We start from the raw sequence: 21,059 nt of genomic DNA, 5'->3' as shown, positions 1-21,059 counted from the left end.
GTTTGCCGTGGCTCAGGCCGCGCGCGGCTGCCGGGTCGCGGCAATGGCTTCGCGGAACAGTTCGCCGAGGATCGCCACGCCTTGCTCGATGCGCTCCGCCGGCACCGTGACAAAGGCCAGGCGCAGCGCGTTGCGCTTCGGGTTGCCGGCGTAGAACGGCGCGCCCGGCACGTAGGCGACGTTGCGCTTCACCGCTTCTTCCAGGATCACCATGCTGTCCAGGCCCTCGGGCAGCTCCATCCAGATGAACATGCCGCCTTCGGGCGCATTCCAGCTGACGCCCTCGGGCATATGGCGCCTGAGCGCGTCCAGCATGGTCTGGCACTGCTTGCTGTAAAGCTCGCGGATGGTCGGGATGTGGGTGTCGAGCAGGCCGTCGCGGATGGTCTCGTAGGCCACGCGCTGGGTGAAGGTGGGCGTGTGCAGGTCAGACGCCTGCTTGGCCTGGCACAGCTTGAAATGGAGCTCGGGCGGGGCGATCACGTAGCCCAGGCGCATGCCGGGCGCCAGGATCTTCGAGAACGAGCCCATGTAGATCACGCCATCGGGGTTCATCGACAGCAGGCTCGGCAGCTGGTCGCCGGTGTAGCTGAGCGCGCCGTAGGGGTCGTCCTCGACCAGCAGCACGCCTTGTTCCTGCGCGCGCGCCACCAGCGCCTGGCGGCGCTCCAGCGGCAGGCGGCGCCCGGTCGGGTTTTGGAAGTTGGGCAGGGCGTACAGGAAGCGGGCGCCGGCGGTCAGTTCGGGCGTCAGCGCCTCGGGCAGCAGGCCCTTGTCGTCGCTGGGGATCGAGACGAATTCCGGCTCGAACAGCGAGAATGCCTGCAGCGCGCCGAGATAGCTCGGGGTTTCCACCATCACCTTGCTGCCGGGGTCGATCATCACCTTGGCGATCAGGTCCAGCGCCTGCTGCGAGCCGGTGGTGATCAGCACGCGCTCGACCGACACCTCATGGCGCCGGGCGATGAACTCGCGCAGCGGCAGGTAGCCTTCGGTGGCGGCGTATTGCAGCGCCGCCTGCGGGTTGTCGGCGAAGACGCGGGCCGTCGCCGCTTCCATCGCCGCTACCGGGAACGAGGCCGGCGACGGCAGGCCGCCGGCGAACGAAATGACTTCCGGACGCTCGGTGACCTTCAGGATTTCGCGGATGGCCGAGCTGGTCAGTTGCTGCGCCCGGCGGGAGATGGCCCATTTCATGATGTGTCTCTTGTGGTCTGCGGTGATTCTGGGGAGAGCGGCCATGGCAAGGCCTGCCGCTCAGTCAACGATAAATAGTCTGGCACCGGTGGGCGACGACGAACGGTGCGCTTCCGCCTGGTCGGCAACCTGATAACTGGTGCCCGCGCCCAGCACGAACTGCCGGCCGTCTTCCAGTTCGGTATGCAGCTCACCCTCCAGCACGAACAGGATATGGCCCTTGCTGCACCAGTGGTCGGCCAGGTAGCCGGGCGAGTATTCGACCATGCGCACGCGGATGTCGCCGAACTGGCGCGTGCGCCAGTTGGCGTGGCCCTGCTCGCCGGGGTGGCGGGTCGGGGCGATGGCCGACCAGTCGGTGGTGCCAAAGGGCAGGTTGTCGATGCGCATGCGCTGGCAGCCCTCGATCAGCCCTGCACTTCGGCGATCAGTTCGATCTCGACGCAGGCGCCCAGCGGCACCTGCGCCACGCCAAACGCGCTGCGGGCATGCTTGCCCTTCTCGCCGAAGACTTCGGCCAGCAGCTCGGAGGCACCGTTGGTGACCAGGTGCTGCTCGGTAAAGTCGGTGGTCGAATTGACCAGGCTCATCACCTTGACGATGCGGGTCACGCGGTTCAGGTCGCCGACATGCGCATGCAGCGTTGCCAGCAGGTCGATGGCGACGGCGCGGGCTGCGGCCTTGCCGGTTTCGGTGTCGATGTCCTGGCCCAGCTTGCCGGCCCATACCTTGCCGTCCTTGCGGGCGATATGCCCGGACAGGAACACGGTGTTGCCGGTCTGCGCGGCCATCACATAGGCGGCGGCAGGGGCGCTGACGGCCGGCAGTTCGATGCCGAGGCGGGCAAGGATATCGTAGACCGAGGTTTGGGACATGTAGGCTCCAGTCAGTGAATGCGTCCGGGAAGGATCGGTGGGGGTTCCGGGGCAGGGGCGGGTGCGGCTTGCTGCACGGCGGCGCGGCGGCCCAGGGCCACGACGGCAATCACCGCCACCGCGAAGGCGAGGGTGGGGGCGTCAAGCGGCTCGGACAGGATCAGCGCGCCGCCCGCCAGCGTCAGGAACGGCTGCAGCAATTGTATCTGGCCGACGCGGGCCACGCCGCCTTTTGCCAGGCCGGCGTACCAGAAAAGAAAGCCCACGAACATCGAGAACACCGAAACATAGGCCATGCCGCCCCAGGCCCGCGGCGATGCCGCGGCAATCGCCGGCAGGTCGCGCAGCGTCAGCCATGCCACCACCGGCACCAATAGCGGCAGCGATACCACCAGCGCCCAGCTGATGGTTTCCAGCCCGCCCAGCTCGCGCGACAGCTTGCCGCCCTCGGCGTAGCCGAGCGCGCCCAGCAGCACCGCGCCGAACAGGTACCAGTCGGCATGCTGCAGGCCGCCGGCGCCTTGCCACACGGCAAAGCCGACCACCAGCGCGCTGCCGGCCAGCGCCGACAGCCAGAATGCAGCCGATGGCCGCTCGCGCCCGAACCAGGCGGCGAACACCGCGGTCGCCAGCGGCAGCAGGCCGATCACGATGGCGCCGTGGCTGGCCGGGACCTCGCGCATGGCCAGCGAGGAAAACAGCGGAAAGCCCGCCACCACGCCCAGCGCGGTCACGGCCAGCCGCGGCCATTGCCCGCCGCGCGGGCGCCGGCTGGCATGCAGCGCACCGCGCCACGCCAGCAACCCCAGCGCCAGCAGGGCGGCCAGCACAGCCCGCGCCAGCGCGACGAAGATCGGGTCCAGTTCCGCCACCGCCATGCGCGTGAACGGCAGCGTCTGGCTGAAGATCGCCACGCCGGTCAGGCCCAGCAGCATGCCGCCGGACGCCGGCGCGGCAGGGGCCGGAGGTGTCGATGAAAAAGGAGGATGGGGAGCGGGGCGGCTGGCGCGCATGGTTGGCTTCTCGGTATTGATCTACGGGCAATCCGGAGTCAGGCTGCCGCGGGCACGCCGGGCCGGGCCCCGACCGCGATCCACAGCGCCGTCAGCGCCAGCGCCACCCCCATGGCCCGGTTGAACCAGCGCACGCGCCGGCCTTGCTGCAGCCACTGCCGCAGCGACGCGCCCACCGCGCCATAAACGCCGTTGCTGACAAAGCCCAGCACGCCAAATACGCCGCACACCAGCAGCACGCGCTGCAGCGGCGACGACGCGCCCGCCATGTACGAGGCCGCCACGGCCAGCGCCAGCATCCACGCCTTGATGTTGGCGTACTGCAGCGCCGCCGACTGCCACACGCTGAGCGGGCGCAGCACCTGTTTCTCCGCCAGCGCCGTGCTGCGCGCGATTTTCCACGCCAGCCACAGCAGGTAGGCCACGCCGGCCGCGTGCACCACGGCGGCCAGCGCCGGCTGGCCCAGGATCAGCGCGCCTACCCCCAGCGCGCATAGCGCCAGGATGCTGGCAAAGCCGAACGCGACGCCCACGCAGTGCGGCAGCGTGGCACGCAGGCCGAAGTTGGCCCCGGTCACGGCGGCGATGGTGGTGTTGGGCCCGGGTGTGAACAGGCCGACCGTGAGCAGCGTCAGCAGCGCCGCGAACTGCGCCGCGCTCAGGCCGGTGAGCAGGCCGGTGAGCAGGCCGGCCAGTACTCCGGACGTCGTCATGCGAAGGCCACCGCCACGCGCCGGTTGGTGCGGCTCTTCTTTTCGATCTTGGTCACCACCACCGCGCCGATCTCGCCGGTGTTGGCCACATGCGTGCCACCGCACGGCTGGCGGTCCACGCCGGGGATCTCGATGATGCGGATGCTGGCGGTACCGGCCGGCGGGGCCGCGCCGATGGTGCGCACCAGGTCGGGCTGCGCGGCCAGTTCCTGCGGCGTGATCAGGGTGGTGCGCACCGCGGTGTTGGCGCGGATCAGCGCGTTCAGGCGCTCGGACAGGTCAGCCTTGTCGAGCGTGGACTCGGGCAGGTCGAAGTCGATGCGCGCCGATTCCGGCGAGATGCCGCAGCCCGTCACCGGCACCGGGATCAGCGAACCCAGCAGGTGCAGGCAGGTGTGCAGGCGCATCAGCCGGTGGCGGCGGGCCCAGTCGATCGCGACCGTGACGCGCTCGCCGACGCGCGGCAGCGGCGCCCCGGGCGCCGGCACATGCAGGATCCGGCTGCGGTCGTCGGCGTAGACCGTGTCGATGATGGCGACGGTGCCCCCGTCAGGCAGCGCCAGCGTGGCGGTGTCGCCGGCCTGGCCACCGCTGCGCGCATAGCACACGGTCTCGTCGAGCTCGATCCCTTCGGCGCTGGCGGCCACGACGGTGGCGGTGCAGTGGTCGAGGTACGGGTCTTCGTCGAAGCGCTTGCGGGTGGCGGACATCGGGGACTCCTTGGCGTTGTTATGGGTATGGCTAGCGCAGGGTGCGGATGCCCTGCGGCGTTTCGATTTCGGCGACCAGTGCAGGCGGACCGTCGTCTTGCTCGACGGCGATCAGGTGGTCGGCGCCCATCCAGGCGAGCCCCTGGCGCAGCAGCTCGGCGCGCGGATGGCGCGCGCCCAGCCGGCGCAGCGCCAGGTCCTGCCGCGGCAGGCTGGCGCCGGGCCAGGCGGCCACATCCCATTGGATCAGGCTGGGCAGCGCGCCGTTGCCGGCGCTGCCGGCTTCGCCAGGCCAGGCCGGCAGGCTACCGTCGGCGGGCACGGTGATGCGCCAGTGCAGGCTGCCCCGGCCCATCGGGATGACGGGGGCGATGCGTTCGGGATACTGCGCCTGCCATCGGCTCAGGTCGGCCGGCCGTTCCACGCGCGCGGCCCAGTGCAGCAGGAACGGGCCATCGCGCAGGCGCTGCTGTACCGCTTCGGTGTCCAGGCCGAACCAGCGCGGCCGCGCCGGTTGGGCAGCGGCCGGGTCGATTGCGATCACTTCCAGGTAGAGGCCGCCGAACAGGCCCAGCACGCGGTTGTGCGTGCCCATGGCCGCATGCGCGCCGCCGCCCTGGGGCGCAATGCCCAGCACGCCGGCAACGTAATCGGTGCCGGCGTCGAGGTCGGGGGCGGCAACCACGAGGTGATCGAGAGCTAGCTTCATGTTGGCATTGATGGTAGACAAGGTAGTCGGTACAGTACCGGTACAGTTCAGCGGATCGTCTTCAGTACAGTTGCAGGAGCAGCACATGGAGTCCAACAGCAGCAGCGGCGACGCCGCGGGCGACAGCGTCGTCCAGACCGGCGCCATGGCCCGCCAGAAGGATAGCCGAGGCGGCCCGCAAGCCGCATCCGGCAGCGTGCCGGCGCGCGCGCTGCAGCTGGTGTTGCCGCCCACGGCGCGGCTGCCGGACCCGGTCCCGTCCGCGCAGATGACGCTGGTCGAGCAGCTGACCGAATGGGCGCGCATGCGCATCGACGAGCGCGTGTTCCGCGCCGGCATGCGCATGCCGTCGATCCGCCAACTGGCGCAGGAGAAGGGCATCTCGCGCTTCACCGTGGTCGAGGCGTATGAGCGGCTGGTGGCGCTGGGCTACCTGGAATCGCGTCGCGGCTCGGGCTTCTACGTCCGCGAGCGGGCCCCGGCCGCGCCGGCGGCGCCGGTCTCCCGCGACGCCGCGGTGGCGCGCAAGATCGACGTGACCTGGCTGCTGCGCAGCATGTTCCATACCGCCGAGGCGCACAAGGCGCCGGGGCTGGGCTTCCTGCCCAACGACTGGCTCGACGGCGAACTGATCGCCAGCGCGCTGCGCGGGCTCGGCCGCCAGCCCGGCAACCATTTCCTGGCGAGCGGCACGCCGCAGGGCTTCCTGCCGCTGCGGCAGCAGCTGCGCACGCGGCTGGAAGAACTGGAGATCCGCGCCGGCGCCGAGCAGATTGTGCTGACCTCGGGCATCACCCAGGCGCTCGACCTGATCGCCCGACTCTACCTGCAGCCCGGCGACGCGGTGCTGGTGGGCGACCCGGCGTGGTTCGTGATGTTCGGTCGCTTCGCCGCGCAGGGCGCGCAGGTGATCGGCGTGCCCTACACCGGCGAAGGGCCGGACCTGGAGGCGCTGGAGCGCATCGTGCAGGCGCGCCGCCCCAAACTGTTCGTGATCAACTCGGTGCTGCACAACCCCACCGGCACCTCGCTGTCGGCGGCCAAGGCCTTCCAGCTGCTGCGCATGGCCGAGCAGTATGACTTCCTGATCGTCGAGGACGACATCTACTGCGACCTGTGCCCGCCCGGCCACGCCGCCACGCGGTTGGCCAGCCTGGACCAGCTGCGCCGGGTGATCTACCTGGGTAGCTTCTCCAAGACGCTGGCGGCCAACCTGCGCGTCGGCTTTATCGCCGCGCACCCGGAGACCGCGGCAGCGCTGACCGACAGCAAGCTGCTGGCGGGGCTGGCTACGCCCGAGATCAACGAGCGGGTGCTGTACAAGGTGCTGACCGAAGGGCATTACCGCAAGCACGTCGAGCGCGTGCGCAGCCGGCTCGACCGCGCCCGCGACGACACCCGGCGCGCGCTGGAACGGCTGGGGATGCGGCTGTTTCCCGGCCAGCATGCCGGCATGTACCTGTGGGCCGATACCGGCCGCGATTCCAACGCCATTACCACCGCCGGCCATGAAGAGGGCTACCTGTTCGCCCCCGGCAGCCTGTTTTCGCCGTCGCAGATGCCGTCCGGGTGGATGCGCTTTAACGTCGCCAGCAGTGGCGATCCCGACATGCTGCGTTTCCTGGCTCGGCAACTCGAACGCCTGTAGGGCCGGCAGTCGGCTGCGCCCCGGGTCTTGAAAATGGCCCGGGCGTCCCTATTTTTGCCGTCACGGCCCCCGCGGCCACCCAACCCATTCCAGATTCGCCTGTTTTCAAGAGGAGAACCATGACCGCACCGCACGAGACGATGAGCTTCCAGGCGGAAGTGAAGCAGCTGCTGCACCTGATGATCCACTCGCTGTACAGCAACAAGGAAATCTTCCTGCGCGAGCTGGTCTCGAATGCTTCGGACGCCACTGACAAGCTGCGCTTCGAGGCGATCGCGAATCCCTCCCTGCTCGAGAACGACGCCGACCTGGCGATCCGCATCGAGGCCGACGCGCAGGCACGCACGCTGACGATCACTGACAACGGCATCGGCATGAGCCGCGACGAGGCCATCCGCAACCTGGGCACCATTGCCCGTTCGGGTACCAAGGAGTTCTTTCAGCAGTTGTCCGGCGACCAGCAGAAGGACGCCGCGCTGATCGGCCAGTTCGGCGTGGGCTTTTACTCCGCCTTTATCGTCGCCGACAAGGTCACGGTGGAAACGCGCCGTGCGGGCCTCGGCGTCGAAGAGGCGGTGCGCTGGGAAAGCACCGGCGACGGCGAGTTCACCGTCGATGCCATCGCGCGCGCCGAGCGCGGCACCACCATCACGCTGCATCTGCGCGAAGGCGAGGACGATTTCCTTTCCGCCTGGCGCCTGAAGAGCATTATCCAGAAGTACTCGGACCATATCTCGCTGCCGATCCGCATGCCCAAGGAAGTGTGGGACGCCGAAGCCAGCACCTACAAGCGCACCGACGAGTGGGAGAGCGTGAACCAGGCCAGCGCGCTGTGGACCCGCGCCAAGTCCGACATCACCGACGAGCAGTACACCGCCTTCTACCAGCACATCGCCCATGACAACGAGGCGCCGCTGGCGTGGACCCACAACCGCGTCGAAGGCCGCAGCGAATACACCCAGCTACTGTACATCCCGGCGCGCGCGCCGTTCGACCTGTGGGACCGCAACCACAAGGCCGGGCTGAAGCTGTACGTCAAGCGCGTCTTCATCATGGACGATGCCGAGCAGCTGCTGCCGGGCTACCTGCGCTGGGTCAAGGGCGTGGTCGATTCCGCCGACCTGCCGCTGAACGTCTCGCGCGAGCTGCTCCAGGAGAGTCGCGACGTCAAGGCGATCCGCGAAGGCTGTACCAAGCGCGTGTTGTCGATGCTCGAAACGCTGGCCGACAGTGAAGACGAAGCGGAACGCGCCAAGTACGCGACCTTCTGGCAGCAATTCGGCCAGGCGCTCAAGGAAGGCGCCGGCGAGGACCAGGCCAACCAGGAGCGCGTGGCCAAGCTGCTGCGCTTTGCCTCGACGCACAACGACACCGCCGAGCAGAATGTCGCGCTGGCCGCCTATGTCGGCCGTATGAAGGAAGGGCAGGACAAGATCTACTACGTGACGGCCGACACCTGGGCCGCCGCCAAGAACAGTCCGCACCTGGAAGTGTTCCGCAAGAAGGGCATCGAAGTGCTGCTGCTGACCGACCGCGTCGACGAGTGGATGCTGTCGTTCCTGCGCGAATTCGACGGCAAGGAACTGGTCTCGGTGGCGCGCGGCGACCTCGACCTGGGCAAGCTCGCCGACGAGGCCGAGAAGGCCGAGCAGCAGAAGGCCGAAGCCGACTGGAAGGACGTGGTCGACCGCGCCAAGGCCGTGCTCGAAGGCAAGGCCAAGGACGTGCGCGTGACGCTGCGCCTGACCGCATCGGCCTCGTGCCTGGTCTCGGACGACGGCGACATGAGCGGCTACCTGCAGCGCCTGCTCAAGCAGGCCGGCCAGAAGGCGCCGGACGCCCAGCCTATCCTCGAGCTGAACCCGGAGCACGCGCTGGTGCAGAAGCTGCGCGATCTTCCCGAGGGCGACGCCTTCAGCGACCGCGTGCAGGTGCTGTTCGACCAGGCGCTGCTGGCCGAAGGCGGCATGCTGGAAGACCCGGCGGCCTACGTGCAGCGCGTCAACAAGCTGCTGGCCTGACGGGCCACGCTGCGCCTGTGCGGACGTGCAAGGCGTCCGCACCGCGCACGGCACGGCCGTGACCCTCATGACCCTGAAGCGTTGTTTCCCCCCGGTTGTCGATGCCAACACGCGGGTCCTGATCCTGGGCAGCCTGCCCGGCGAGGCGTCGCTGGCTCGCGGCCAATACTATGCGCACCGGCTGAACCAGTTCTGGCGCCTGGTGGGCGATACGATCGGCGTGGACCTGGCGTCGCTGGACTACGATGCGCGGCTGCAGGCGCTGCGCGCGCATCGCATCGGGTTGTGGGACGTGGTGGCCGAGGCGCGGCGCGAGGGCAGCCTCGACAGCAACATCCGCGGCCATGCGGGCAATGACCTGGTCGGCCTGGTCGAGTCTTTGCCCGGTCTGGCGGTGATTGCCTTCAATGGCGGCGCGGCGGCCCGTATCGGCATCAAGGCGCTGGCGCATCACGCGGACCGGCACCGGCTCGTCATGCTGCCGTCCAGCAGCCCGGCCTACACCCTGGCGTACGCGCAAAAGCTGCGTGCCTGGCGCAGCCTGGCCGAAGCATAGCCACACCGATCCGGACTCGACGGATCAGCCGAATTCCGGCTGCGTGGCGGCGTAGCTGGGCCGCGCGCGCATGACCGCGTGGCCACGCCGGAGGTTGGGCCGCGTCTCCAGCATCGCCGCGCTTTCGGGGAATCGCGCCAGATACTCGATGATCGGCGCGAGAAACAGATCGGCCATCGACAAGGTAGTGCCGACCAGGAAATCGCGCCCGTCGTAGGCCTGCTCGAGTGCATCGAGCTGGCTTGCCATCTCGGGTAGGGCCGCCTCGATGGCGGCACGATCGGGCTGGCCGTCCTGGCCCTTCGGGAACACGTAGTGCAGCACGTAGCGGCGCACCATCGCATCGTAGCCGTGGCAGTTGATCAGGCTGATCCATTGCTCGCAGCGTGCGCGCGCAATCGGGCCGGTCTGCGGAATCAGGTTCGGGCCGCCAAAGACATCGTTGATATAGCTGAGGATGGCGCGCGTTTCGTAAAACTCGATCGGACCGTCGGCAAATGCCGGAATGCGGCCGAACGGGTTGTGCGGCAGCAGTTCGTCGTGGTGCGGCGCCAGGGGCTTGAGGGTGTACGGTACGCCTTTCTCTTCGAGCGCCAGCCGCACGGTGCGGACGTAGGTACTGCGGGCATCGCCGTAGACGGTCAGCGTGCCGGCGCTGCCTTCAGGGTCCACATAATCGCTCAGGTTGTTGAACACCGATTGCCAGCCACTGGCGTGCGAGTCGCGCGTGGCGGCGTCCGGGAAGCCGCTATGGCGCATATGCAGGTGCGTGCCGCCGTCCCGGTCGGTCAGCGTGATCTCGATGAGCGTGCGCACGCCGGCGGCTGGCTCGCTGCCTTGCCATTGCCACGTATAGGCCAGGAAGTCCGCGCGATCGAGCTTCTGGTACTCGCCGCCGACGATGTGCTGCTCGCCGTCCTTCGCGCCCATCACCAGCCGATAGCGGCCGCCGACGCGCGCATCGGCGCTGGCTTCCAGCACCTGCATGCCGCGCGGGCAATGCCAGACGGCCAGTGCGGCCTGGTCGGTGAAAGCGTCAAATACCCGCGCGCGCGGCGCGCGGATCTGGCGGCTCATCTCAAGCTGAAAGGTTGCTGCTTCGGTCATGACTTGATCCCCTTTTTTCGATGGGTGACAGCGGCCTCGCCCTGCGTTTGCTCGACAAAGGCCACCAGCCTGTCGAGATTGCCTTCCCAGAGCTGGCGATAGTTCTCCAGCCAGCCGTGCGCGTCGCGCAATGCGCCGGGGCGCAAATGACAGATGCGCCATCGTGCGTTGACTTCGCGCTCGATCAGTCCCGCGTCGGCCAGCACACGAAGATGCCGGGAGATGGCCGGAGCGGAAATCTCGAACGGCCGCGCCAGTTCGCCGACCGGGGCGTCGCCCTCGGACAACCGCGCGAGGATCGCGCGGCGCGTCGGGTCTGCCAGGGCAGCAAAGATGGTGGAGAGGGAGTCGCTGGGATTCGGCATGGCTTCATTTAACGTGTTGGTTAAATGAAGATCAAGCGCTGTTACATCTGCGCCGCCGCGCGCATGGATGGAGCGCGGGCGGGTGACCATGCTGACGCCGCACGGGTGCCGGCATTCCCGCCGGCGGCTGAAACCAATCCGAATGCCTTTCTGTCACAATGCCGGCGGCGGCGTGACCGCCATGTTTTCAAGGTGATTTCCCTATGCGTATCTTCGGCATCAGCATCCATATCATCGTTGCACTGTTCTTTGCCGTGCACGCAGTGCGCACGCACCAGAACATGTACTGGCTGCTGATCCTGTTCCTGTTCCCCGGGCTGGGCAGCGTGGTCTATTTCTTTGCGATCTACCTGCCCGAACTGCGCCAGTCGCGTGGTGCGCGTGCGGCCACGCGTGCCATCACGCAACTGGTCGATCCGAACCGCGCGGTGCGCGAAGCCCGCTCGGACTTTGACCGTGCCCCGACGGTGGCGCACCGCATGCGCCTGGGCGCGGCGCTGCTGGCCGCCGGCGAGCCGGCGGAGGCGTTGCAGCATTACCAGGCCGCGGCCAGCGGGCCCTTTGCGACCGACCCCGCGCTGCTGCAGGGCCTGGCGCAGGCGCAGTTCGCCACCAGCGATGCGCCCGGCGCGCTGGCGACGCTGGAAAAGCTGTTCGCCGCCAACCCGCAGTCACGCCAGCAGCCCGAGCCGGCCCTGCTGTACGCCCGTGCGCTGGCGACCACCGGCGTGGCCGGCACGCGGGCCGCTTTCGAGCAGGCCCTCGTCAGCGCCAGCGACGCCGCGCCGCGCTGCCTGTTTGCCGACTGGCTTGCCGCCCAGCCCGACGCCGCCGACCGCGAGCGCGCGCAGCAGCTCTATGCCGATATCGTCCACGATGCCCGCCACTGGCCGCGCCACGCCCGCGAACATAACCGCGACTGGCTGCAGCGCGCGCAGGCGGCACTGGGCAAATAATCCGTGTCCTCCCCAGCGAAGCTGGAACGGGCGCTGAATGCCTTTCTCGACAACATGACCCTACTGAAACGCAAATCGATTGAAGCCGTGGCCTCGCGCCGACCGGCACGTGGCACCCGCACCCGTGGCGAGGCGCCGGACCGCGCGGAAAAACGCATGACGCCGCGCTTCGCGCCGGTGACGTTCTCGGAGATGGAAGGGGTGCGCTACCTGCACTTCGGCACCGAGTGGGTCCAGGGCGCGATGCGGCTGCGCAAGCCCGACGCGATCGAACTGGAATACGCGCAGCAGATGATGGCGTGGCTGCTGTTCCTGTCGCCGTCGGTCGAAGAATTCCACGTGGTCCAGCTGGGCCTGGGCGCCGCCGCGCTGACCAAGTTCTGCCACCGCCAGTTCAGCCGCGCGCGCGTGACCGCGGTGGAACTGAACCCCGCCGTGATCATCGCCGGGCGCAGCATGTTCGGCCTGCGCGAGGACGATGCCCGCCTGACGGTGCGCGAGCAGGACGCCTGGGACTACGTGATGGACGGCGCCCACACCGACGCCATCGATGTGCTGCAGGTCGACCTGTACGACGCTACCGCGCGCGGCCCGGTGCTGGACACCACCGCGTTCTATCGCGCCTGCCGCCGCACGCTGAAGGCCCCAGGGGTCATGACGATCAACCTGTTCGGCGACCACGACAGCTTTCCGAAGAACATCGAACGCATCTGCGAGGCCTTCGACAACCGCGTGCTGGTGTTCCCGGAAGTGCATGACGGCAACATCATTGCGCTGGCCTTCAACGGGCCGGAGATCGATGTATCGTGGGACGTACTGGAAGCGCGCGCCGACGTGGTCGAGGACACCACCGGGCTGCCGGCGCGCGACTGGGTGCAGAAGCTGCGCGCGGCGAATGCGCGGCAGGACGAGCGGCTGAGGATCTGAGCGAGAACAAAAAAGGGGAGAGCGGTGTTGGGTGCGCCCAAGCCGCCCGTACTCGCCCAAGCAAGATGTTCTCCCTCTCCCCTCATGGGGAGAGGGCCGGGGTGAGGGGTGGTTTAGCTAGGCACCAGGCCAAGCGAAGCCCTCGGTCTTAACCCACAGGCCTCAGCCTTTGAAGCGCCGCCCCTCTCCCGCAAGCGGGAGAGGGGCGAAAAAACTCAGCAGGCAGACGCCCTCACTCCTTGTGAAAAAACTGCGCCAGCGACCACTCGTCGGTGCGCGCCTCATACTTCAACCCTTTCTTCATCGCCCACATCGCCAGCTGGCTGTGCGATGGAATGATCGCGTGGTCGGCCAGCGCAAACTTTGCCGCCACGCGGGCGTTTTCCTCGCGCGCCTTGTCGCTGCTGACGGTGGTTAGCGACTTCTCGATCAGCTGGTCAAGCTGCGGGTTGCTGTACTTGCCCCAGTTCCAGGTGCCGTAGCCGGTCTTGGGGTTGGGCGTGCCGGTGATCGAGCGCAGCGCCACGTCGGCGGCGGCCGAGCCCCAGCCCAGCATCTGGAAGGCAAACTCGCCCTGGCGCGCGCGCGTGAAGTAGGCTGCCACCGGCATGGTTTCCACCTTGGTCTGGATGCCGATGCGGGTCAGCATGCTGGCGGTGGCCTGCGCCACGGCGGCGTCGTTCAGGTAGCGGTTGTTGGTGGCGTGCAGCGTCAGGCCGAAACCGTCCGGGTAGCCCGCCGCGGCCAGCAGCTTCTTTGCGCCTTCCGGGTCGTAGGCTTCGGGCTTGGTGCCGGGATGCCCGAAGATCTGCGGCGACACGATCGACGAAGCCGGTACCGCCAATCCTTCCATGATGCGGCTGACGATGGCGTCGCGGTTCAGCGCCTTGCTGACCGCCGCGCGCACGCGCGCATCCTTGAAGGGATTTTTGCCCAGCGGCTTGCCGGCCTTGTCGGTGACGAAGGGCGGGTTGTCGCGCGACTGGTCCATCTGCCAGAAAATCGTGCGCCACGACACCTGCTGCTCGATCCTGAACTTGGGATTCTGCTTCAGCTTGGCCACGTCGGCGGAGGGCACGCTCTCGATCACGTCGACATCGCCCGCCAGCAGCGCCGCGCTGCGCGCGCCGTTGTCGGTGATGATGCGGAACACCGCGCGGTCCCACTCGGGCTTGGGGCCCCAGTAGTTGGGGTTGCGCTCCATCACGATCTCCTGGCCGCGCGCAAAGCGCACGAACTTGAACGGGCCGGTGCCGATCATGGCCTTGCCCGAATCGAAATCGGTCTGGGTCAGCGTGGCAGCGATCTTTTTCGGCATGATCGGCACGCTGTTCAGGTCATTCGCCAGGTTGGCGTAGTTCGGTACGTTCATGGTCAGGCGCACGGTCAGCGGGTCGGGCGTGTCGATGCGCGCGATCGGCTTGGTGTAGCTGGTGAACGAGCCCGGGCTGTTGGTCAGCTTCTCCGGGCGCTCCAGCGAGGCCTTGACGTCCTCGCTGGTAAACGGCGAGCCGTCGTGCCACTTCACATTCGGACGCAGCTTGATTTCCCAGGTGATGGCGTTGACCGGCTTCCACGACAGTGCCAGGCCGGGGATGTAGCGGGCGTTCTTGTCCATGAACACCAGCGACTCGAAGATATGCAGGGCGATGGCGTTGTTGGGGCCCGCATTGTTCCAGTGCGGGTCCATCGAGGTGACATCGGCGGCCAGGCCGATGCGCAGGTCTTCGGCATGCGCGGCGCCGGCCGGCAGCAGCGTGAAGGCGGCGCTGCCCAGCACCAGCGCCGCGGCGGCATGGAGGACTGCGCGGCGCGCGGGGTGGGCGGGGCGGCGCGGCGGACGTTGCGGCGGCAAGGCGTGGATCGTTGTCATCAGGCAGGCTCCTCGTACGGGTCCGCGCGGACGCGGACGGGTTCTGAGACGGTTTGTCCCGCATTGTGCCGCTAAAGTGACATGGTTGCAGCGTTTGGCGGGGCGGGGGACGATCCGGCGAGGCCAGGCCGGTAAAATGGCGCCCATGTTTGCCAATTCCCGCACCATCGTCTCGGCGCAGTCCGATATCCACGAACACCTGGCCGCGCGCGTCGTGCGCCACCTTGCCGAACCGTTCCGCAAGCCCATCGGCGAGCCCAGCCGGCGCGAGCTGGCCACGGCGCTGCAGCGCTGGCGGCAGGCGGGCAGCGCGCCGCTGATCCTCGATGCCGGCTGCGGCGTGGGCGAAAGCACGCTGCGCCTGGCCACACAGTTCCCGGACCACTTCGTTATCGGCGTCGACCAGTCCGAGAAGCGCCTCGCCGCCGGCAAGGACTGGTGGGGCGATGCGCCGATGCCCGCCAATTTCTGCTGGGCCCGCGCCGATCTGGTCGATGTCTGGCGGCTGCTGCAGGCGGATGCGGTGCCGGTAGCACGCCACTACGTGCTTTACCCGAACCCATGGCCCAAGATCGGCCACCTGGGCCGGCGCTGGCAAGGGCACGCGGTGTTCCCGGCGCTGGCGGCGTGCGGCGATTACCTGGAGTGCCGCAGCAACTGGCGCATCTATATCGACGAGTTTGCGCAAGCGCTGTTGCTGGCAGGGCGGCCGGCGCGGGTCGAGGCCTGGGCGCCAGCGCAGCCGATGACGCCGTTCGAGCGCAAGTACGGGGCCTCCGGCCATGGCTTGTGGCGCTGCGTCAGCGAACGCCGGCCGGTCTGAACGCCCAAAATGAAAACGGCCCGCATCGCGGGCCGCTTCGCTGTCTGGCGCGCCAGTGGGCGTCAGTGGAACAGCGGCTGCTGCGTGGGCGCGTCCTCGGGCAGTTCGGCATGGACGATCTCGCCATTGCGGTCGGCATACAGCGGCGTGCCGCAGTCCTCGCAATATTCCGGATCGAACAGCGCCGCGTGGCGGAAGATGTCTTCGACACCGGCGTTGCGCAGCTCCTCGCAGATCTGCTCGAGCGGGTTGCCCTTTTCATCGGCATCGACCTCGCCGGCTTCGCGGCCGTAGACCGGCCAGACGATGCCGTAGATCACATCCTTCTCGCCGCGCATGGTGAAGCCGACGCGGTATTCCTCGACCACCTCCTCGCCGAAGGCCGCCACCACCGCGGCCAGCTGCCCCGCGGAGATATCCAGCGTGCCGCACAGGTAGTTGACGGCGGCGCGCACGGTCAGCGGGCGGATGCTCTTGTCGGACTCGCGGCAGGACAGGAAGAACGCGTCCGGCAGCAGCAGCTCGAACTCGCAGCCCGGCAGCAGCAGCGCCACCGAGGGCTGTACCTGGCTGCGCCATTGTTCCAGGCAGGTCGAGCGCTCGGCGTGGTGCTCCTTGGCGTCTTCCTGCCAGCGGAACAGCGCCTGTTCACGCGGCGCCACCACCACCGCCAGCAGGTAGCGCGGGTCGGCCAGGATGGGCGCGGTCTCGGGCAGGTCGCGCAGGTCGACCTTGGGCACCGCGCCGGCCAGCGCCGCCGCCGCCAGCTTGTGCGTCAGCGCGAAGGTGTCGCTGTGCGTGCGCGGCAGCTGGTCGATGCTGTAAAGATAGGGCGACAGTGACACCTTGGTGCCGTTGGCCAGCACGTGCGCTTGCAGGTGCACCGCCAGCGTCTGCGCCAGTTCCGGCTTGAGCGCGCCGGACGGGATGGCGTAGCGGGTATGCGCCAGGATCGGGGCGGCGATCAGCAGCGCGTCATAGGACTGGCCATCGACCTCGATGCTGGCGGATTCGGCCAGTGTCTCGGCCTGCTCGGCCAGCACGTCGGAGGCGTCCGCATTGTGCTTGAACAGGTGCTCCAGCGCTGCGTCGAGCGCGGTCTGGCTACCGTTCTTCAGCAGGCGGCCAAGGCGCTGCGAAAGCCGCCGCTCCCAGTATCCATCCTCCATGCGGCTGCCCGATGCGTCGAGGGCGAGCGCATCGGCGACCAGACGCTCGGCGTCGGGAGAGAGTCGCGGGGAAGCCTTGGGGCGAAAACCTGCCATAGAAAGAAACCGTCCGTTTTTTGCGTAAAACGGTATTCTACTCGTTGCGTTGACAGGGAGACCGCTATATGCGTGCGGCCGGTGTGAACGTTGCTGCCTGCGAGCGATTATTTCTCGGCCGGGGCGGAGGCTGCCGGGGCTGCGGGCGCATGGCTTTCGACGCTGTGCGACTCGCCGGAAATCGACACGTCGCTGCCGCCCTTGGTCAGCAGGTAGAGGGCCGCGCCGGCGACCACGATGAAGGCGATAAGGATCTTGACCATGGTGTCTCCTGGGTCTGGGTGATGCCGGGGTCCGGCTTCCGGTCGTTCGACCGCGTTGTTGTGCGACACAGTTTGACAGCCATGGCTTGCGTGGAACTTACACGCGCGGCGCCGCGCTTTAGGTGATGCCCGGGTCGCAAGCTCCCATGGAAAACGCCGCCCTGTCACGCCCGGAAGAGGCGTGGCGCGGGCGGCGTCCATGGCGCGGTGGGGCGCTCAGGCGGCCAGCAACTGGCGCAGCACGAACGGCAGGATGCCGCCGTGGTTGTAGTAGTCGACCTCGATCGGCGTATCGATGCGCAGCAGCACCGGCACGCGCTGCATGTCGCCGTTGGCGCGCTTGATCACCAGCACCACGTCCTGTTGCGGCTTGAGCTCGCCCTCGATGCCTTCGATGTCGAAGGTCTCGTTGCCGGTGATGCCCAGCGTCTGGGCGCTGTCGCTGCCCTTGAACTGCAGCGGCAGCACGCCCATGCCGACCAGGTTGGAGCGGTGGATGCGCTCGAAGCTGCGCGCAATCACGGCCTTCACGCCCAGCAGCTGGGTACCCTTGGCTGCCCAGTCGCGCGACGAGCCGGTACCGTACTCTTCGCCGCCGAACACCACCGTGGGCGTGCCCTCGGCGACATACTTCATCGCCGCGTCATAGATCGACATTTGTTCGCCGGTGGGCTGGTGGATGGTGATGCCACCTTCCACGCGGGCGCCGTCGGCTGTCGGCGGGATCATCAGGTTCTTGATGCGCACGTTGGCGAAGGTGCCGCGCATCATCACCTCATGGTTGCCGCGGCGCGAGCCGTAGCTGTTGAAGTCGGCCTTCAGCACGCCATGCGACAGCAGGTACTTGCCTGCCGGCGAGGTGTCCTTGATCGATCCGGCCGGCGAGATGTGGTCGGTCGTCACCGAATCGCCGAAGATGCCGAGCGCACGCGCGCCGCGCACGCTGGCCGAGGCCGTCGACGGCTCCATGCTGAAGTCCTGGAAGAACGGCGGCTCGGCGATATAGGTGGATTTGGGCCAGTCGTAGACCTGGCCCTTGGTGCCCTGGATCGCGCCCCATAGCTTGCTCGGCTTCTTGACCTGCTCGTAGTTGCCCTTGAAGGTCTTGGCGTCCATCGCGAACTTCATCAGCGCGTGGATTTCTTCAGAAGTCGGCCAGATGTCGCCCAGCCAGATCTCGCGGCCGCCCTTGCCCTTGCCCACCGGCTCGGTCATCAGGTCGCGCGTGACATTGCCGGCGATGGCATAGGCCACCACGAGCGGGGGCGATGCCAGGAAGTTGGCGCGGATGTTCGGGTGGATGCGGGCTTCGAAATTGCGGTTGCCCGACAGCACCGCCGCCGCTACCAGGTCATTGCTGGTGATGGCGTCGTTCAGTTCCGGCGTCAGGTCGCCGGCATTGCCGATGCAGGTGGTACAGCCATAGGCGGTCACGCCGAAGCCCAGCTTTTCCAGGTACGGCAGCAGGCCAGCGGCCTTCAGGTATTCGGTGACCACGCGGCTGCCCGGCGCCAGCGAGGTCTTGATGTGCGGCGCCACGCTCAGGCCGGCTTCGACCGCCTTCTTGGCCAGCAGGCCGGCGCCCAGCAGCACGCTCGGGTTGGAGGTGTTGGTGCAGGAGGTGATGGCGGCGATCAGCACGTCACCGTTGCGCACTTCGATGCCGTCGGCGGTGCGGTAGCTGCGGTCCAGCTCGGCGGCATCCTTGTTGAAGCCGTTCTCGGCCACCGGCTTGCTGAACAGCGAGGCAAAGGTGCTCTTGACGTTGCCGATCTCGATGCGGTCCTGCGGGCGCTTCGGCCCGGCCAGCGACGGCGCCACGGTGCCCAGGTCCAGCGTCACGACCTTGCTGTAGTCGATCTCGCCGGCCTGGGGAATGCCGAACATGTTCTGCGCGCGGAAATAGCCCTCGAACGCGGCGATTTCCTCGTCGGTGCGGCCGGTGCCCTGGAAGTACTCGATGGTCTTCCCGTCCACCGGGAAGAAGCCCATGGTGGCGCCGTATTCGGGCGCCATGTTGCCGATGGTGGCACGGTCGGGCAGGGCCAGGCTGGCGGTGCCTTCGCCGAAGAACTCGACGAACTTGCCGACCACCTTCTCCTTGCGCAGCATCTCGGTGATGGTCAGCACCAGGTCCGTCGCGGTGACGCCTTCGCGCAGCCGGCCCTTGAGTTCGACGCCGACCACGTCGGGCGTCAGGAAGTACACCGGCTGGCCCAGCATGCCGGCCTCGGCCTCGATGCCGCCGACGCCCCAGCCGACCACGCCGATGCCGTTGATCATGGTGGTGTGCGAATCGGTGCCGACCAGCGTGTCGGGGTAGTAGACGCCATCCTTCTTGTGCACGCCGCGCGCCAGGTATTCCAGGTTGACCTGGTGCACGATGCCGAAGCCCGGCTGCACCACGCCGAAGGTGTCGAACGCCTGCATGCCCCACTTCATGAACTGGTAGCGCTCGTTGTTGCGCTGGAATTCCAGCTGCATGTTCAGGTCCAGCGCCTTCTTTTCGCGGAAATGGTCAACCTGCACCGAGTGGTCGACCACCAGGTCCACCGGCACCAGCGGCTCGATCTGCTTGGGGTTCTTGCCCATCTTCTCGGCGACGTTGCGCATCGCCGCCAGGTCGGCCAGCAGCGGCACGCCGGTGAAATCCTGCAAGACCACGCGCGCCACCACGAACGGGATCTCGTCGACGCGGTCGGCATTGGGCTTCCAGTTGGCCAGCTGGCGAACGTGTTCTTCGGTGACTTTCTTGCCGTCGCAGTTGCGCAGCACCGATTCCAGCACCACGCGGATCGACACCGGCAGGCGCCCGATGTCCAGGCCCAGAGCCTCGCCCAGCTGGGGCAGCGAGTAATACTGGCCCTTGCCGGAAGAGCCGATACTGAATTCTTTTAGCGTGTTCTTGAGGTTGTGGGGCATTGCCGTACTCCGATCGAAGGATGATGCGATGGCATTTGGCTCGGACCTGAATCGGGACCCCGATGCGCTGCCGCGGTGTTGACCGCGGTCCGAGGCCGGCAGCGCACTGCAACTGCATACTCTAACCGGCGCGCGGCGCCGCCGCCACCCCGGGCGGCATCGCGCCGGGCAAAACCCGGCGCAGGCGCCTGCCTGGCCGGGGAAGACCGCCCCGACAAGGCAAAAAGGGCGTTGGCGGCCCCGCCTGCGCCGCCAACGCCCTCGCCAAGGACTTACTGCCGAGGCGAAGTGGGTTGCTGGCTGCCTTCCGTCTGCAGCAGCGGACCGCCCGGCACCTGCGTCGGGCCGCCCGGGGGCGTGACCAGCAACGGCGTGGTTGCCGGCGCGCGCAGGCCGCCAGCCTGGGTCGGGGCCGCGGCGCCGGCCTGCATGGCGGCGCTCTGGCAATCGTCGGCCAGGCGCTGGCCGAGGTTCTTGTTGAACAGCATGGCCTTGCTCGGGATCACCACCAGGTCCAGGCCGGTGCGGGCATCGTAGTAGCGGTCCGCCCCGGTCACCGTGGGCTGGCGCGGCAGCTTGTAGTCGCGGCCTTGCCAGTGCACGGTCAGGATTTCGTCGCGCAGCATGTCGCCGGCGATATAGAGGCTGTTGCCCAGCTCGCACTGCCACTTTTCGCCGGTCGGCGTCACCGCCGCGGCAGCGCCGGCCGCCGCGGCCGTGCCGGCGGCGGCCTTCTTGGTCGACGCCTTCTTCTTGGTGGTGGTCTTCTTGGCCGGTTCCTGCGCCATGACGGCGGTGGCAGTGGTCAGGCTGAATGCGCCGATGCAGGCGGCAAGGACAAGATGTTTCATGTTGGGAGGGCCCTTTCGGATGCTGAAATCGATTTTTCGTCATTCGCCGCCGGCAAAGCAGGCGGCGCCGGGATAATTTCCGCCGCTATTCTCTACGATTTGGCCAGGGTGGCGTAGTGCTCTGGGCTTTGGTTACATAATCGGCGCCGCTGTTGGGCCGGCTTCACTTGCGCTTGCCGATCGGCACAAACTTCAGGTTCTCCGGCCCGGTGTAGTTGGCGCTGGGGCGGATGATCTTGTTGTCGATGCGTTGCTCGATGATGTG

The 21,059-nt window shown here is 67.8% G+C and carries 20 protein-coding genes; 6 read left to right on the top strand and 14 right to left on the bottom strand.

Annotated elements, in window-relative coordinates; genetic code table 11:
- Positions 1 to 12: 12 nt before the first annotated feature.
- The 7 genes from E5S69_RS17565 to E5S69_RS17535 are packed head-to-tail and all read right to left on the bottom strand — an operon-like array spanning position 13 to position 5,217.
- A complete protein-coding gene (locus E5S69_RS17565) occupies positions 13 to 1,197 on the bottom strand; it encodes a PLP-dependent aminotransferase family protein (RefSeq protein WP_171515931.1) in 1,185 nt (394 codons plus the stop codon).
- Between the two features lie 60 nt (positions 1,198 to 1,257).
- On the bottom strand, positions 1,258 to 1,587 hold the full coding sequence (locus tag E5S69_RS17560; RefSeq protein ID WP_171515930.1) for a DHCW motif cupin fold protein: 330 nt from the start codon (positions 1,585 to 1,587) through the stop codon (positions 1,258 to 1,260).
- Between the two features lie 17 nt (positions 1,588 to 1,604).
- Entirely contained in the window at positions 1,605 to 2,072 is a 468-nt protein-coding gene (locus E5S69_RS17555; RefSeq protein ID WP_171515929.1) for a RidA family protein, read from the bottom strand.
- Between the two features lie 11 nt (positions 2,073 to 2,083).
- On the bottom strand, positions 2,084 to 3,085 hold the full coding sequence (locus tag E5S69_RS17550) for a DMT family transporter (protein ID WP_423766645.1): 1,002 nt from the start codon (positions 3,083 to 3,085) through the stop codon (positions 2,084 to 2,086).
- A gap of 38 nt (positions 3,086 to 3,123) precedes the next feature.
- The gene (locus tag E5S69_RS17545) at positions 3,124 to 3,798 is read right to left on the bottom strand and encodes a LysE family translocator (RefSeq protein WP_171515927.1); all 675 of its coding nucleotides are present in this window, start codon (positions 3,796 to 3,798) and stop codon (positions 3,124 to 3,126) included.
- Positions 3,795 to 4,508 (bottom strand): alanyl-tRNA editing protein, encoded by a 714-nt coding sequence (locus tag E5S69_RS17540; RefSeq protein WP_171515926.1) that lies wholly within the window; start codon positions 4,506 to 4,508, stop codon positions 3,795 to 3,797. Before E5S69_RS17540 ends, E5S69_RS17545 begins: the two co-directional genes overlap by 4 nt.
- A gap of 31 nt (positions 4,509 to 4,539) precedes the next feature.
- Entirely contained in the window at positions 4,540 to 5,217 is a 678-nt protein-coding gene (locus E5S69_RS17535) for a VOC family protein (protein WP_171515925.1), read from the bottom strand.
- An 85-nt stretch (positions 5,218 to 5,302) separates the two neighbouring features.
- Between E5S69_RS17535 and E5S69_RS17530 the strand changes: the two genes are divergently transcribed.
- The 3 genes from E5S69_RS17530 to E5S69_RS17520 all read left to right on the top strand — a co-directional run bounded on the left by E5S69_RS17530 (position 5,303) and on the right by E5S69_RS17520 (position 9,442).
- The gene (locus tag E5S69_RS17530) at positions 5,303 to 6,865 is read left to right on the top strand and encodes a PLP-dependent aminotransferase family protein (protein ID WP_171515924.1); all 1,563 of its coding nucleotides are present in this window, start codon (positions 5,303 to 5,305) and stop codon (positions 6,863 to 6,865) included.
- Between the two features lie 119 nt (positions 6,866 to 6,984).
- The gene (gene htpG / locus E5S69_RS17525) at positions 6,985 to 8,886 is read left to right on the top strand and encodes a molecular chaperone HtpG (RefSeq protein WP_171515923.1); all 1,902 of its coding nucleotides are present in this window, start codon (positions 6,985 to 6,987) and stop codon (positions 8,884 to 8,886) included.
- A 67-nt stretch (positions 8,887 to 8,953) separates the two neighbouring features.
- Positions 8,954 to 9,442: a DNA-deoxyinosine glycosylase gene (locus E5S69_RS17520; protein ID WP_171515922.1), complete on the top strand. Its 489-nt coding sequence runs from the start codon at positions 8,954 to 8,956 to the stop codon at positions 9,440 to 9,442.
- Positions 9,443 to 9,466: 24 nt separating this feature from the next.
- Here the strand turns inward: E5S69_RS17520 and E5S69_RS17515 are convergent, their stop codons facing one another.
- Entirely contained in the window at positions 9,467 to 10,549 is a 1,083-nt protein-coding gene (locus E5S69_RS17515; RefSeq protein ID WP_171515921.1) for an SRPBCC domain-containing protein, read from the bottom strand.
- A complete protein-coding gene (locus tag E5S69_RS17510; RefSeq protein WP_171516115.1) occupies positions 10,546 to 10,914 on the bottom strand; it encodes an ArsR/SmtB family transcription factor in 369 nt (122 codons plus the stop codon). The genes E5S69_RS17515 and E5S69_RS17510 overlap by 4 nt, the downstream gene beginning before the upstream one ends.
- Before the next feature lie 203 nt (positions 10,915 to 11,117).
- Here E5S69_RS17510 and E5S69_RS17505 point away from each other — a divergent pair, with 203 nt between their 5' ends.
- Both E5S69_RS17505 and E5S69_RS17500 read left to right on the top strand, forming a co-directional pair.
- On the top strand, positions 11,118 to 11,870 hold the full coding sequence (locus E5S69_RS17505) for a tetratricopeptide repeat protein (protein ID WP_171515920.1): 753 nt from the start codon (positions 11,118 to 11,120) through the stop codon (positions 11,868 to 11,870).
- A 54-nt stretch (positions 11,871 to 11,924) separates the two neighbouring features.
- Entirely contained in the window at positions 11,925 to 12,797 is an 873-nt protein-coding gene (locus E5S69_RS17500; protein ID WP_171516114.1) for a spermidine synthase, read from the top strand.
- Between the two features lie 232 nt (positions 12,798 to 13,029).
- On the opposite strand, the gene E5S69_RS17495 is transcribed toward E5S69_RS17500, so the two are convergent.
- The gene (locus tag E5S69_RS17495) at positions 13,030 to 14,670 is read right to left on the bottom strand and encodes an ABC transporter substrate-binding protein (RefSeq protein WP_171515919.1); all 1,641 of its coding nucleotides are present in this window, start codon (positions 14,668 to 14,670) and stop codon (positions 13,030 to 13,032) included.
- 136 nt (positions 14,671 to 14,806) lie between these two features.
- On the opposite strand from E5S69_RS17495, the gene trmB reads away from it, so the two are divergent.
- Positions 14,807 to 15,493 carry a tRNA (guanine(46)-N(7))-methyltransferase TrmB gene (gene trmB, locus E5S69_RS17490; RefSeq protein ID WP_171515918.1) on the top strand — a complete coding sequence of 229 codons (687 nt, stop codon included), beginning with the start codon at positions 14,807 to 14,809 and terminating at the stop codon, positions 15,491 to 15,493.
- Positions 15,494 to 15,555: 62 nt separating this feature from the next.
- Here the strand turns inward: trmB and E5S69_RS17485 are convergent, their stop codons facing one another.
- From E5S69_RS17485 to E5S69_RS17470, 4 genes are all read right to left on the bottom strand, one after another.
- On the bottom strand, positions 15,556 to 16,758 hold the full coding sequence (locus tag E5S69_RS17485; RefSeq protein ID WP_171515917.1) for a DUF2863 family protein: 1,203 nt from the start codon (positions 16,756 to 16,758) through the stop codon (positions 15,556 to 15,558).
- A gap of 107 nt (positions 16,759 to 16,865) precedes the next feature.
- A complete protein-coding gene (locus E5S69_RS17480; protein WP_165835099.1) occupies positions 16,866 to 17,021 on the bottom strand; it encodes a hypothetical protein in 156 nt (51 codons plus the stop codon).
- Between the two features lie 216 nt (positions 17,022 to 17,237).
- Complete coding sequence (gene acnA, locus E5S69_RS17475) at positions 17,238 to 19,943, bottom strand: aconitate hydratase AcnA (RefSeq protein WP_171515916.1); 2,706 nt, start codon at positions 19,941 to 19,943, stop codon at positions 17,238 to 17,240.
- Positions 19,944 to 20,215: 272 nt separating this feature from the next.
- Positions 20,216 to 20,794, bottom strand: coding sequence for a hypothetical protein (locus tag E5S69_RS17470; RefSeq protein ID WP_171515915.1), 579 nt, complete (start codon positions 20,792 to 20,794; stop codon positions 20,216 to 20,218).
- Positions 20,795 to 21,059: the final 265 nt, after the last annotated feature.

Origin of the sequence: Cupriavidus necator, from assembly GCF_013141915.1 — a bacterium.
Classification (GTDB): domain Bacteria; phylum Pseudomonadota; class Gammaproteobacteria; order Burkholderiales; family Burkholderiaceae; genus Cupriavidus; species Cupriavidus necator_B.
This window is presented reverse-complemented; position numbering and strand designations above follow the sequence as displayed.

Excerpts from the sequence above, each read along its gene's own strand:
- E5S69_RS17545 (WP_171515927.1), bottom strand. The coding sequence starts at position 3,798 with ATGACGACGTCCGGAGTACTGGCCGGCCTGCTCACCGGCCTGCTCACC.
- htpG (WP_171515923.1), top strand. The coding sequence starts at position 6,985 with ATGACCGCACCGCACGAGACGATGAGCTTCCAGGCGGAAGTGAAGCAG.
- E5S69_RS17550 (WP_423766645.1), bottom strand. The coding sequence starts at position 3,085 with ATGCGCGCCAGCCGCCCCGCTCCCCATCCTCCTTTTTCATCGACACCT.
- E5S69_RS17520 (WP_171515922.1), top strand. The coding sequence starts at position 8,954 with ATGACCCTGAAGCGTTGTTTCCCCCCGGTTGTCGATGCCAACACGCGG.
- acnA (WP_171515916.1), bottom strand. The coding sequence starts at position 19,943 with ATGCCCCACAACCTCAAGAACACGCTAAAAGAATTCAGTATCGGCTCT.
- E5S69_RS17510 (WP_171516115.1), bottom strand. The coding sequence starts at position 10,914 with ATGCCGAATCCCAGCGACTCCCTCTCCACCATCTTTGCTGCCCTGGCA.
- E5S69_RS17485 (WP_171515917.1), bottom strand. The coding sequence starts at position 16,758 with ATGGCAGGTTTTCGCCCCAAGGCTTCCCCGCGACTCTCTCCCGACGCC.
- E5S69_RS17535 (WP_171515925.1), bottom strand. The coding sequence starts at position 5,217 with ATGAAGCTAGCTCTCGATCACCTCGTGGTTGCCGCCCCCGACCTCGAC.
- E5S69_RS17565 (WP_171515931.1), bottom strand. The coding sequence starts at position 1,197 with ATGAAATGGGCCATCTCCCGCCGGGCGCAGCAACTGACCAGCTCGGCC.
- E5S69_RS17560 (WP_171515930.1), bottom strand. The coding sequence starts at position 1,587 with ATGCGCATCGACAACCTGCCCTTTGGCACCACCGACTGGTCGGCCATC.
- E5S69_RS17515 (WP_171515921.1), bottom strand. The coding sequence starts at position 10,549 with ATGACCGAAGCAGCAACCTTTCAGCTTGAGATGAGCCGCCAGATCCGC.
- E5S69_RS17495 (WP_171515919.1), bottom strand. The coding sequence starts at position 14,670 with ATGACAACGATCCACGCCTTGCCGCCGCAACGTCCGCCGCGCCGCCCC.
- E5S69_RS17540 (WP_171515926.1), bottom strand. The coding sequence starts at position 4,508 with ATGTCCGCCACCCGCAAGCGCTTCGACGAAGACCCGTACCTCGACCAC.
- E5S69_RS17555 (WP_171515929.1), bottom strand. The coding sequence starts at position 2,072 with ATGTCCCAAACCTCGGTCTACGATATCCTTGCCCGCCTCGGCATCGAA.
- E5S69_RS17500 (WP_171516114.1), top strand. The coding sequence starts at position 11,925 with ATGACCCTACTGAAACGCAAATCGATTGAAGCCGTGGCCTCGCGCCGA.
- trmB (WP_171515918.1), top strand. The coding sequence starts at position 14,807 with ATGGCGCCCATGTTTGCCAATTCCCGCACCATCGTCTCGGCGCAGTCC.
- E5S69_RS17480 (WP_165835099.1), bottom strand. The coding sequence starts at position 17,021 with ATGGTCAAGATCCTTATCGCCTTCATCGTGGTCGCCGGCGCGGCCCTC.
- E5S69_RS17530 (WP_171515924.1), top strand. The coding sequence starts at position 5,303 with ATGGAGTCCAACAGCAGCAGCGGCGACGCCGCGGGCGACAGCGTCGTC.
- E5S69_RS17505 (WP_171515920.1), top strand. The coding sequence starts at position 11,118 with ATGCGTATCTTCGGCATCAGCATCCATATCATCGTTGCACTGTTCTTT.
- E5S69_RS17470 (WP_171515915.1), bottom strand. The coding sequence starts at position 20,794 with ATGAAACATCTTGTCCTTGCCGCCTGCATCGGCGCATTCAGCCTGACC.